This is a genomic window from Acetobacter sp. (assembly GCF_047721705.1).
Lineage (GTDB): Bacteria > Pseudomonadota > Alphaproteobacteria > Acetobacterales > Acetobacteraceae > Acetobacter.
Window position 1 is genome coordinate 45,543 of sequence record NZ_JBDNXK010000009.1, and the last position, 12,575, is coordinate 58,117.

General features: G+C 57.8%; 11 protein-coding genes. 9 read left to right on the top strand and 2 right to left on the bottom strand.

Annotated elements, in window-relative coordinates; genetic code table 11:
- Window positions 1-31: 31 nt before the first annotated feature.
- From ABF824_RS02850 to ABF824_RS02885, 8 genes are all read left to right on the top strand, one after another.
- Window positions 32-757, top strand: coding sequence for an NADH-quinone oxidoreductase subunit J (locus ABF824_RS02850; protein ID WP_415486321.1), 726 nt, complete (start codon window positions 32-34; stop codon window positions 755-757).
- The gene (nuoK, locus tag ABF824_RS02855) at window positions 754-1,077 is read left to right on the top strand and encodes an NADH-quinone oxidoreductase subunit NuoK (RefSeq protein WP_149026452.1); all 324 of its coding nucleotides are present in this window, start codon (window positions 754-756) and stop codon (window positions 1,075-1,077) included. Before ABF824_RS02850 ends, nuoK begins: the two co-directional genes overlap by 4 nt.
- A 5-nt stretch (window positions 1,078-1,082) precedes the next feature.
- On the top strand, window positions 1,083-3,026 hold the full coding sequence (nuoL, locus tag ABF824_RS02860; RefSeq protein WP_415486322.1) for an NADH-quinone oxidoreductase subunit L: 1,944 nt from the start codon (window positions 1,083-1,085) through the stop codon (window positions 3,024-3,026).
- A 46-nt stretch (window positions 3,027-3,072) separates the two neighbouring features.
- Complete coding sequence (gene nuoN, locus ABF824_RS02865) at window positions 3,073-4,497, top strand: NADH-quinone oxidoreductase subunit NuoN (protein WP_415486323.1); 1,425 nt, start codon at window positions 3,073-3,075, stop codon at window positions 4,495-4,497.
- A complete protein-coding gene (locus ABF824_RS02870) occupies window positions 4,490-5,305 on the top strand; it encodes a biotin--[acetyl-CoA-carboxylase] ligase (RefSeq protein ID WP_415486324.1) in 816 nt (271 codons plus the stop codon). Before nuoN ends, ABF824_RS02870 begins: the two co-directional genes overlap by 8 nt.
- Window positions 5,289-6,101: a type III pantothenate kinase gene (locus ABF824_RS02875; protein ID WP_415486325.1), complete on the top strand. Its 813-nt coding sequence runs from the start codon at window positions 5,289-5,291 to the stop codon at window positions 6,099-6,101. Before ABF824_RS02870 ends, ABF824_RS02875 begins: the two co-directional genes overlap by 17 nt.
- Before the next feature lie 8 nt (window positions 6,102-6,109).
- Window positions 6,110-7,759, top strand: coding sequence for a ribonuclease J (locus ABF824_RS02880; protein WP_415486326.1), 1,650 nt, complete (start codon window positions 6,110-6,112; stop codon window positions 7,757-7,759).
- 109 nt (window positions 7,760-7,868) lie between these two features.
- Window positions 7,869-8,582 (top strand): TetR family transcriptional regulator C-terminal domain-containing protein, encoded by a 714-nt coding sequence (locus ABF824_RS02885; protein ID WP_415486327.1) that lies wholly within the window; start codon window positions 7,869-7,871, stop codon window positions 8,580-8,582.
- Here ABF824_RS02885 and ABF824_RS02890 read toward each other — a convergent pair.
- Entirely contained in the window at window positions 8,503-9,963 is a 1,461-nt protein-coding gene (locus tag ABF824_RS02890; RefSeq protein ID WP_415486328.1) for an NCS1 family nucleobase:cation symporter-1, read from the bottom strand. The two genes, ABF824_RS02885 and ABF824_RS02890, sit on opposite strands and share 80 nt — an antisense overlap.
- Before the next feature lie 127 nt (window positions 9,964-10,090).
- Between ABF824_RS02890 and hydA the strand changes: the two genes are divergently transcribed.
- Window positions 10,091-11,491, top strand: coding sequence for a dihydropyrimidinase (hydA, locus tag ABF824_RS02895; RefSeq protein WP_415486330.1), 1,401 nt, complete (start codon window positions 10,091-10,093; stop codon window positions 11,489-11,491).
- On the opposite strand, the gene ABF824_RS02900 is transcribed toward hydA, so the two are convergent.
- The coding region (locus ABF824_RS02900) for a 2OG-Fe(II) oxygenase (protein WP_415486331.1) at window positions 11,488-12,575 on the bottom strand (1,088 nt) is incomplete at its 5' end. The genes hydA and ABF824_RS02900 overlap by 4 nt on opposite strands.

Sequence of the window (12,575 nt, forward strand, 5' to 3'; positions counted from 1 at the left end):
CTGCCGCCTGTTGCAGGGGAGGCTGTCTCTGATGGTCCAGCTCGTCTTTTATGTGTTCGCCACCATTCTGGTCGGCTCAGCCGCCATGGTGATCAGCGCACGCAACCCGGTCCATTCGGTCCTGTTTCTGATCCTCGCGTTCTTCAACGCGGCGGGTCTGTTTCTGGTGGCCGGGGCCGAGTTCCTCGCGATGATCCTGGTGATTGTCTATGTCGGCGCGGTGGCCGTGCTGTTCCTGTTCGTGGTGATGATGCTCGACATCGACTTCACCAAGATGCGGGAAGGGTTGCAGCGTTATGCGCCGATCGGCGGTGTCGTCGGCTGCATTCTGTTCGTTGAGCTGGTGATGGCGGGTCTTCACTGGGGCATGTCCCCGGTTATGCCCGCGCCGATTACGGGCGGCCTCGGTCAGCCCGGTGGTGCTGCCACTAATACTGGCGCGCTCGGCAACCTGATCTACACGCACTACATCCTGCTGTTCCAGCTTTGCGGTCTCGTGCTGCTCGTCGCCATGATCGGCGCGATCACCCTGACCCTGCGTGACCGTCCGATGGGCCGTCGTCAGATCATCTCCCGTCAGCATGAGCGCAAGCGCGCCGACACGTTGGAGATGATGAATCTGCCTCTGGGGCAGGGCACGGATGCCAATGGCGGCTTCATCCGTCCCAACGATTCCTATTACGTGACAGCCGTTCCCGGCTCTTACGGAGTCCCTGCCGCCGAAAAGCGGGAGCAGGGTGAAGGAGACGCAGAATGAACACGGCAATCGCCCAGATCGGGCTTGGTCCCTACCTGACGGTCAGCGCGGCGCTGCTGGTGCTCGGCGTGTTCGGTATCTTCCTGAACCGGAAGAACATCATCATCATCATGATGTCGATGGAACTGATCCTGCTGGCCGCCAACCTCAATCTGGTGGCGTTCTCTTCCGTGCTGGGCGATCTCTCGGGGCAGGTGCTGACGCTGTTCGTGCTGACCATCGCAGCCGCTGAAGCCGCCATTGGCCTCGCCATTCTCACTGTCTATTTCCGCAACCGTGGCTCGATTCAGGTCGAGGACGTTGCGACGATGAAGGGCTGAGCATCATGCAGGCAGCACTCATCCTCTTTTCGGTCGCAACACTGGCTCCGCTGTGTGGTTCGGCTATTGCGGGATTGTTCGGACGTCGCATCGGTGACGGCGCGGCGCAGGCCGTGACGGTCCTGTGCATGCTTATCGCGACCGTGTGCAGTTATGGCGCACTAGCTGGCGGTTTCATGGGCGGCGGTATGCCGAGCGTGGCCCTGCTGGCGCACTGGGTCGATGCCGGTTCCTTCCATGTGAACTGGGCGCTGCGGTTCGACACACTGTCCGTCACCATGGTGGCGATGGTGCTGACCGTCTCGACGCTCGTGCACATCTACAGCATCGGCTACATGGCGCACGACACGATGCCGCGTTACCGGTTCTTCTCCTATCTCTCGCTGTTCACCTTCGCCATGCTGATGCTGGTCACGTCCAACGACCTGATCCAGCTCTTTTTCGGCTGGGAGGGCGTCGGTCTCGCGAGTTACCTGCTGATTGGCTACTGGTATCAGAAGCCGAGCGCCTGCGCCGCCGCGATTAAGGCCTTCGTGGTCAACCGTATTGCCGACCTGTTCTTCCTTGTCGGCATCGGCCTGATCTTCGTGGTGTTCGGCACGGTTCAGTATGACGACATCTTCGCCACGGTCCCGGACCACGTCCAGACGGGTTACTACCTGTTCGGTTCGACCCATTCCGTGCTTGAGGTGATCGCCACGCTGCTGTTCATCGGCGCGATGGGCAAATCGGCACAGCTGTTTTTCCACACCTGGCTACCGGACGCGATGGAAGGCCCCACGCCTGTTTCGGCGCTGATTCACGCCGCCACCATGGTCACGGCCGGCGTCTTCCTGATGGCGCGTATGTCGCCGCTGGTCGAGTTCGCACCTGACACACGGATATTCATCGTGCTGATCGGAGCCACGACCTGCTTCTTCGCTGCAACCGTCGGTCTGGTGCAGCCGGACATCAAGCGCACGATTGCCTATTCCACCTGCTCGCAGCTTGGCTACATGTTCATGGCCATCGGCGTTGGTGCCTATCAGGCGGCGGTCTTCCATCTGACGACCCATGCCTTCTTCAAGGCGATGCTGTTTCTTGGAGCGGGCTGTGTGATCCACGCCATGCATGAGGAACAGGACATGTTCCGTATGGGCGGTCTTTGGAAGAAGATTCCGGTGACCTACGCCATGATGTGGATTGGAAGTCTGGCGCTGGCGGGCGTGTTCCCCTTCGCCGGTTACTGGTCGAAGGACGCCATTCTGAACGCGGCATGGGTCTCCCATTCCGGCATGGGCACCTATGGCTGGATCCTCGGCACGGTCACGGCTTTCATTACGGCGCTGTATAGCTGGCGTCTGATCTTCCTCGTGTTCCACGGGAAACCACGCGATCAGCATGCGTTCGATCATGCCCACGAGAGCCCGGCCGTCATGCTTGGCCCGGTGCTGATCCTGTCGGTCGGTGCGCTGGTTGCCGGTGCGGCTCTGGCTCCGCTCTATATCGGCGGTAAGCAGGAAGGCTTCTGGGGCGGTGCGATCTTCAATGCGCCGGGCAACACTGTCATGGCCTCGCTGGAGGACGTTCCGGCACTCATCGGTCTGATGCCGAGCATCGTCGGTCTGCTGGGTATCGCGCTGGCTTACGTTCTTTATATCGCGAAGCCGGAACTGCCGGGACAGATCGCAACATCCTTCCGTCCGGTTTATCAGTTCCTGCTCAACAAATGGTATTTCGACGAACTTTATGACGTAATCTTCGTGAAGCCCTATCGCGCCATTGCCCGTGCCCTGTGGCATGGCGTGGACGAGGGCGTGATCGAGAAGATCCCCGTTGGTCTCGCCGAGGCGACGCGCGGCACGGCGGTCACGGCTACGCGCACGCAGACGGGGTCCATCGCGATCTATGCGTTCACCATGCTTGTCGGGCTCGTCGTGTTGGTCACTACGGTGGTGTTCTTCCAATGAGCGGTTTTCCTGAAATCCTGTACGTCATCGCCGGGGAGATTGGACGATGAACTGGATACTTGCCTTGCCGGAAATCGTTCTGGCGGTCAGCGGTCTCCTTATCCTCTCGGTGGGCGTGCTCACGAAGAAGGGTCATGCCTTCCTGCCGTCGGCGACGCTGAGCATCGCGGCTTTCGTGGTGACCGGTTTTCTGGTGGCCCTCTCGCCGGGTGGCGTGGGGTATGACGGGCTGTTCGTGGTCGATGCGTTCGCCCGCTTCATCAAGCTGCTGGTCATTGTTGGTGGCGTGGTCGCGATTGCGCTGTCGGTCGGCTACACCAACGAGCATCGCGAACTGCCGTTCGAGATGCCCATTCTCGTCCTGTTCTCGACGCTCGGCGCAATGGTCATGGCGTCTTCCGCCAACCTGATGACACTGTTTGTCGGGCTGGAACTGTCCTCGCTGGCCATCTACGTGCTGTGTGCTCTGGAGCGGGATCGTCTGCGGTCTGCGGAAGCCGGACTGAAATACTTTATCCTTGGCTCGTTGGCGTCCGGTCTGCTGCTCTATGGCGTGTCGCTGGTCTATGGCTATGCGGGTACGATGGAATACGCACCCATCGCAGCCGAGATCAACAGCGCTGGTATTCTGCCGATTGGCCTCGTCATTGGGATGGTGTTTGTCATCGTCGGGCTGGCGTTCAAACTGTCCGCTGTGCCGTTCCACATGTGGACGCCGGATGTGTATCAGGGCGCGCCGACACCGGTGACGGCCTATATGGCCGGCGCGCCGAAATTCGCGGCTTTTGCCCTGATCCTCCGCGTCATGGCGGGTCCGTTCGGCGCGATGTCACCGCGCTGGCAGTTGCTGATCGAAGTAATTGCGGCGCTGTCCATGCTGTTCGGCTCCTTCGCCGCCATTCCGCAGCGCAACATCAAGCGTCTGATGGCCTATTCCTCAATCGGCCATATGGGTTACGCGATGATGGGGCTTGCCGCTGCTTCTCCTGCGGGGACGACCGGGACATTGGTCTATCTCACGACCTATCTGATCATGAACGCAGGCACGTTTGGTGTGATCACCGCCATGCGTCGGAAGGGACGTGAGGTTACGGAAATCTCCGACATCGCCGGGCTGGGCCGCACCAATCCGGGGCTGGCTCTGGTGCTGGCGGTCTGCATGTTCAGCATGATCGGCGTGCCGCCACTGGCAGGTTTCTTTGGCAAATTCATGGTGTTCGCGGCTGCGTGGAATGCTGGCCTGTATCCGCTGATCGCCATTGGTGTGGTCTCGGCTGTGGTCGGTGCGTTCTATTATCTGCGCATCGTGAAGGTGGCGTATTTCGATCCGGCGGCTCCGGCGTTTGATCGTCCGGCCCCGTCGGTGTCGTTCGTGTCCATCGCGATGGGACTGGCGACGGTGCTGTTCCTGATTGGTCTTGGCCCGGTGAGTGCTGCGGCTCAGGCTGCGGCTCAGGCTCTCATTGGCTGAGTCCGCTCCGACAGGAGGTGAGGCGATCGGGGTAAAGGACCGATCGCCAGCATGGCGGCTCAGCTGTTTCGATGAGCTGCCCTCCACGTCGGATCTCTGTCTTCAGAAAGTGGAAGAAGGCGAGGAAGACGGGTTTGCCGCTCTTGCCATTCGCCAGACGCGACCGCGTGGAAGTCGGGGTCGCATCTGGTCAGATCCGGGAGACAGCCTCGCTCTTTCGGCTCTCATGCGGCCCTCCCCGGTAGAGCAGAAGCAGCCCGGGGCGTGGGCTTTCATCGCTGCGTTGGCTTTTCATGAGGCTCTGGCGAATGGTCGGCACAGTTCGCGTCTCCGGATCAAGTGGCCCAACGACATTGTTCTGGATGGCCGGAAAATGGCTGGCATTCTGGTCGAAGCCGGGGCTGGCACATGGCCTTGGGTAGTCATCGGTTTCGGCGCCAATCTGGCGGCCTCCCCCGTTATCCCGGGTCGTAAACTCGCCTGTCTGGCCGAGTGCGCCCCATTCTGTGAACCCCGGTCCGTGGGAGAGAGAGTGCTCGCCTCATTGACCCACTGGCGCGGTGTTTTCGAGGCTGAGGGCTTCCCGGCAATCCGGTCGGCATGGCTCGCCCGTTCGCTGCCTGTGGGCACGCCCCTTGTGGTAAATGGCGGCGGCCACTATTCTGAGGGCAGATTTGCAGGAATTGGTGAGGCAGGTGAACTCCTCCTCGACTGTAACGGAAAGGTCGAGCGGGTGATCACAGGTGAAGTTTTATATGGTGATCCAGAGGTGAACGCGTTGGAAGCCGGTCGTGCTGCTGGTCATTGACGCAGGGAATACGAACGTCGTTTTCGCCGTTGATGACGGGGAAAAGTGGCGCGGTTCCTGGCGTATTTCGATGCAGACCCAGCGCACAAGCGATGAATACGCTGTGTGGCTTCTGACGTTGCTTCAGAATGAGGGGCTTTCACCGGCAGATATCACTGGGGCTGCTATCGGCACGGTTGTTCCCGCGGCGTTCTATCATCTGCGGCAGTTATGCCGCCAGTATTTCGCTATAGAGCCATTGGTGGCTTCGCCTCGTCTGGACTGGGGCTTTCGGATCGCCCTCGATAATCCATCTGAGGTCGGGGTGGACCGGTTGCTCAACGGTCTGGCAGCCCACCGGCTTTATGGCGGCCCGATTATTGTCATCGATTTTGGCACGGCCACGACATTCGATGTGGTAGGAGATGACGGAACTTATCTGGGCGGCGTGATTGCTCCCGGCATCAATCTGTCGGTTGAGGCGCTTCATATGGCTGCGGCCCGGCTGCCGCGTATCGGCATTGGCCGCCCGGAAGGCGGTCTTGTGATTGGAAAAAATACCAACTCGGCCATGCGGTCGGGTGTGTTCTGGGGATATGTGGGACTGATCGAAGGGATCGTCGAGCGGATCAAACGGGAGATCGGGGCACCGATGAAGGTGCTGGCGACCGGAGGTCTCGCTCCGCTCTTTTCCGAAGGCACAGATGTCTTTGACCACACGGATTCAGAACTCACCATCAACGGATTGCGGTTCCTTTTCGCGCGAAACCCGGAACCGCCTTTAGATCTCGAACAAGACGAAGCAGAAGAAGGATAATATCATACATGACAGAGACTGACGGCGGTCTGGCCTTTCTGCCACTCGGCGGAACGGGTGAGATTGGCATGAATCTCAACCTTTACCGGTTGGGGGACACATGGCTTGCCGTGGATTGCGGCATCGGCTTTTCAGGAAACGATACACCGGAAGCGGAAATTCTGGTGCCGGACCCGACCTACATCATGGAGCGTCGGAAAAAACTCGCGGGTCTGGTCATCACGCATGCGCATGAAGACCATATCGGTGCGGTTGCACATTTGTGGACCCGCCTTGAATGCCCAATCTATGCAACGCCTTTCGCCGCAACGGTCTTGCGCCGTAAACTCGGTGAGGCGCGACTGGATCACATCGTTCCCATTCATGTGGTCAAGTGTGGTGGGCGCTTCAATGTCGGTCCGTTCGACATCGAATTCATCCCCGTCACCCATTCCGTGCCGGAAGCGCAGGCAATGGCGATCCGCACGCCGCATGGAACGGTCGTGCATACGGGTGACTGGAAGATCGATCCGACCCCACTGGTCGGACCTCCGTGTGATCTGGAGCGTCTGAAGCAGATCGGTGACGAAGGTGTGCTGGGACTGGTGTGTGACAGCACGAATGTTATGTCGCCCGGTTCTTCGCGTTCAGAGGCGGAAGTCCGGGTTGGCCTGACGGAACTGCTGGGCACGCTGAAAGGCCGTATCGCCGTCACCTGCTTTGCATCGAACGTCGCACGCGTGGAAACGATTGCGATGGCGGCGCAGGCGGTTGGTCGCAAGGTCGTATTGGTCGGACGCTCGTTGCGTAACCTCGATGCGGCGGCGCGTGAATGCGGCTATCTCGCCGGTGTGCTTCCGTTCTTCTCCGAACAGGAAGCCAACGATCTGCCGGACGATCAGGTCGTCATGATCATCACCGGCAGTCAGGGTGAGCCACGTGCGGCGCTGACGCGGATCGCACTGGACATCCATCCGAACATCGCGCTCGGCGAGGGCGACACGGTCATCTATTCCAGCCGCATGATTCCGGGCAACGAACGGGCCATCATGCAGGTGCAGGACAATCTGACCCGTAACGGGGTGCGTGTGGTCACCGACAAGGATGGCTACATGATCCACTGTTCGGGTCATGCCACGTCTGACGATGTGCGGACCATGTATGACCTTATCCGTCCGAAATACGCCATCCCGACCCATGGTGAGTGGCGTCATCTGACGGCTCATGCGGCTCTGGCGCAGGAGAAGGGGATCGCCGCCATTCTTCTGGAAGATGGCGACATCCTGAATCTTTCTCCCGGTAATGTGGAGGTCATCGACACCGCGCCGACAGGTCGTCTTGCCGTAGACGGCAACCGGCTGCTCGCGATGGATGGTGATGTGCTCTCCGCCCGTCGCAAGATGCTGTTCAACGGCCTCATCATCGCCAGTGTCGCCATCGACGACGAAGGTTATGTGATCGGCGAGCCGAAAATCAGTGCGCCGGGTCTGCTGGAAGAGGACGACCCAGAGAGCGTCCGCGTGCGGGAAGAGTTCGCCAACGCCATCGACGAGATCCCCGACGAGTTGCGCGGCGATGATCACGCTTTCCATGATGCCGCCAAGACAGCGCTGCGTCGTGCGCTGGGTCGCAAGCTTCAGAAGCGTCCGCTCGTGGACGTTCACGTCCTTCGGGTCTGATGAGCGGTTCAGACAGGCGCTCCTGAAGGCGCCTGTCTGCTCATAAGCGCGACAGTGAATGATCCTAAAAGCTCGGCAATTTGCCGCAGCCATGAGAGGATCATTGGACATGAGTAACAGAATTCAAAAGACAGCGGATTCGATGCGGCAGAAAGATGGGACCGACAGGGCCTCGGGGTCCTTGCGCCGGAATACGACAAGCCACATTCTTGATGCGGCGGAAAAGGTCTTTTCCTGTCACGGTTTTTCCGGGGCGCGTATTGATGAAATTGCCCGCGTCTGCGAACTGCCGAAGGCCAATGTTCTTTATTATTTCAGCACCAAGGAGAAGCTCTATCAGGCGACTCTGGAGCGTTTTCTTGATGGCTGGCTTGCCGATGCCGACGTATGGATTTCGGAAAAGCATTCTCCATACGAAGGTTTGCTGAAATACGTCCAAGCGAAAATCGTCTTTTCCCGACGCAAGCCGGAGGTATCCCGTCTTTTCATGCAGGAACTTCTGTCCGGGGGCGGTCAGATCGAGGATTTCCTCAGCATCACATTGAAAGAGCATGTCGAGCGACTGTCGCATGTTTTCAAGGTCTGGCAGGAGCGGGGAGAAATGAAGGCGGTGAATGTGCCGCACTTCATGTTCATGCTCTGGTCCATGACGCAGTCTTATGCGGATATGCAGGTCCAGTTTGCAGCGGTGCTGGGACGGAAGAAACTGATCAAAAGCGATTTTGACGATGGCCTGCAGACCATCATGCAACTGCTTTCTTCTGTGTGCACAGACGCGGGAACATCTGTGCCAGAAGCAGATAGAACGCCAGCGCCGCGATAAATCCGGCGACACAGGACAGGTTTCGATAGTCCGCCAAGGCGGAGAAAAAGATGAAACTCAGTCCGAAGAGAGTGCCGACAATAAGGGCGCTGACTGCAATCGGATTGATCCCTGCATAATACCAATAAGCGTCGTTGCTATCAGTGGAATAGAGCGACGCTGTGTGGATGCGCTGTTTTTTGATGATGTAATAATCGGCCAGCAGAATGGCGATCATTGGTGTAACGCAGCTTCCCAGAACATCCAATGTAAGATGCACGAGATCCGGTCGGGCATAAAGATTCCATGGCGTGACGAGGATCGCGCCTATCGCTGCGATCAGGCCTCCCTGCCGCCATGACAGGCGATTGGGAGCGATGTTAGAAAAATCGAAGGCAGCGGAAACGAAGTTCGCGGAAATGTTGATACCGATCGTAGCCGTTACGACGGTGAGAACACCTAGAAGGGCCGTCGCCAGATTGGTGGTTTTGACGACTGTTTCAACCGGATCGAAAATCAGGCGTCCGAAGACCGGAAGCGTGAGTGCAACCGTGAGCAACGTCAGAAAGGCAAACGCCAGAAAATTGAAGGGGAGTCCCCAGAAGTTGCCGCTTCGGATAGCGCGCATGGTGAGACCATAGCGGGAAAAATCACCAAAGTTGAGGATGATGGGGGAAAAATAGGCAAGAACCAGAGCCATCGCGTTCACGATGCCGGAGACATGCTGTGTGAGTGTCAGATGGGTGGCGACATGGAACATATGAAACGAGATATGTCCACCTGTTTTGATGAGAAGCCAACCGTCGAGAAGCGCCATCATGCCGTAAATGATTGGTCCGGCCCAGTCGATGAAATGGCGGATGGCGTCCATGCCGTTCCAGAAAACCAGAATCTGGAGTGTCCATACCGTCATGAAAGCGCCCCAGCCGACCAGCGACAGTCCGGCAAAGCCGTGCTGTTGGGCGATGGCCCAGGGTTCCAGAGCAGGCCAGAGTTTGACGGCGAGAATGACGAGCGCGTTGGAGGCAAGCCATGTCTGGATGCCATACCATCCGATTGCGATAAGCCCGCGGATGAGCGCGGCAATGATGGCGCCGTAAACACCGAACGTCATGCGCGCCACTACAGGAAACGGTGCGCCGGTGGTGAAGCTGGGCCCGGCGACCAGATTGCAGCCTATCTGCACCACGAGAATGCTAAGGAGCATCGCCAGAAACACGTCGTGAAGTGGCAATCCCATGACGAACAGACTGCTGACCGTCACATAGCCTGCAACGCTGTGAATGTTCGACATCCACAGGAACAGGTAGTCCTTGCCACCCCATGTGCGCTGGGTCACGGGGGCCAGATCTTCATTCATCAGGCTTGAGGAGCCTGTCTGGTGTGATGATAGGCCGCTCATGGTGTTCCCCCTGAGGACATGATTCGTTGTCGAAATATATTATTGACCAAATAGTCAGAATAACAATACGATTTCGACATGAAATATGGAGAAATCCACGATTCTTGCAATAGGGAAGGGCGCGTTCATGCTTCATATCCGGGGAGGTGACGTTGTAACGTCGGAGCGCACCATGCGGGCCGATGTGCTCTGTGGTGCGGATGGCCGTATTCTTCAGGTCGGTCCTGATCTGGAAACACCCGCTGGGTATGAGGTCGTGGATGCTGGCGGTCTTCTGGTCATGCCGGGGGGCATAGACCCGCATACCCATATGGAAATGCCTTTTATGGGCACCGTTGCGACGGATGATTTCTTCACCGGAACGGCTGCCGGTCTGGCAGGTGGCACGACCAGCATCATCGATTTCGTCATTCCCGGTTCAGGACGTGGTCTGCTGGATTCATGGAAAGAGTGGCGCGAAAAGGCGACGAAAGCTGCTGCCGACTACGGTTTTCATGTCGCCATCACGGAGTGGAACGATCAGGTGCACCGTGACATGGGCACGCTGGTTGAAGAGTGCGGTGTCAATTCCTTCAAGCATTTCATGGCCTATAAGAATGCCCTGATGGTCGAGGACGATACGCTGCTTCGGTCCATGAAGCGGGCGTCGGAACTGGGCGCGATTTGTACCGTTCACGCTGAAAACGGTGATGCCGTCGCCTATCTCCAGCAGGATCTTCTGGCGCAGGGACGAACCGGTCCGGAGGCGCATCCTGTATCGCGTCCACCGGAAGTGGAGGGCGAAGCCGCCCAGCGCGCCATTACGTTGGCAGGGTTGCTGGGTGTGCCAGTCTATATCGTCCATGTCTCGACGGAGCAGGCGGCAAAAGCCATCGCGGACGCTCGTATGAGAGGGCAGGAAGTGTATGGCGAGGTCCTGCCGCAGCATCTCGTGTTTGATGAAAGCGTTTATGAAACGTCGGACTGGCTGAAAGCAGCGCGCTATGTCATGAGCCCGCCTTTCCGGGCCAGTCATCATCAGTCGGCGTTGTGGGGTGGATTGATGTCCGGGCAGTTGCATACGACTGCCACCGATCATTGCTGCTTCTGTGCAGCCCAGAAAGAAGCGGGACGCCATGATTTTACGCGTATTCCCAACGGGACGCCGGGGATCGAGGATAGAATGAGCGTGCTGTGGCACTACGGGGTGAAAACGGGGCGCTTGTCTCCGGAAAACTTCGTAGCGTTGACTTCAACCAACACGGCACGGATTTTCAATATCTATCCGCAGAAGGGGACGATTACCCCCGGAGCGGACGCCGACATTGTTTTGTGGGATCCTGACGCAGAGCGAACCATTTCCGCTGCAACGCATCATCAGAATGTCGATTACAATATCTTTGAAGGCATGAAACTAACGGGCTTGGCGCACACCACAATCAGCAATGGAAAAATCGTCTGGAAAGACGGTGATTTACGCGCCGTCAAGGGTGCTGGGCATTATATCAGTCGCTCGGCGCTTAAACGTTCGCCCCGCAAGCCACTTTAAGATGGGGACGCTTCTTCCTGAGTGCGTGCATAGGCGAGAGAGGCTTCGTTGAAAGCAAAGGGAAGGCACGCATAGCGCCTTCCCTGAGTGACGGGCCGCACGGCATGGAGGAGGGCGCTGGAAAAGATGACGGCACCTCCGGCAGGGGGACAAAATCCCTGATCGGAAAATTCGGGAAAGACCAGATCTCCGCCTTCGAAATCATCATTGAGATTAAGGGATATGGCGAAAAGTCTGTGGAAGGCGCCTTTGACCGTATTGTCCCGATGGGGACCGAACCCTCCCAGTTCAGCAGCGTCGTAACATCCGATGATCATGCGATCCATGCCTGTGACCGTGCATTGAAAACTCTTGCGGATTTCTGGAACGACGCGGCGGATGATGCGTACCTGCAGCCCCCGGACCAGTGCTTCATCGCGCAAAGTGCAGTCATGCCTTCGTTTGAAAGACTGGCTGACGGTCTGGATGGTTGCGCCTTCGCTATTCTGCGTAAGCACCGGTGAAAAGTTCTGCGGTTGGCTACGGTAGTATGAGATGAGCGCCTGACAGAACTGCGGTTCGAGAACGTCATCAAGCATTAGCGCGGGAATGGGACCGTTCTGAAACCGGGGAGCCTGATTCAGCCATTTGTCAAGGTGTTTTGTGACATCCAGACTATCTGGAAGAACCAGTTTGATCCTGAGCATCGGATCGACAAGAACCCAGAGCGGTTGTTCGCGGTCTACAGTGTAGAGTTTATGAACTGTCTGGTCGTTATCAAAGAGGACTATACTGTTGTTTGCGACAGCAGGATCCAGAGGATATCTGCTCTCTGCACTGTCGTTTGTGACACAGAAGATTTCTAGACTGCCAGTTTTGCGTCTTTCCTGCAGGTTCCGGAATGATTCTGTCCTGAACACATCGGGAGTGGAGTGGAGCGTGGGCATAAAGATCAGCAGGCTATATCGCCCGGCGGCCATATCGAAGCTGTAACGGCCCCAGTCCGTGTTGGCCTTCTGCAGAAAAAGGGGGGCGGGGTCGCCGGGGAGGACCATCAGCATTGTTCTCTGAAAACCATTATTATCCAATATTATATTGAAAATAC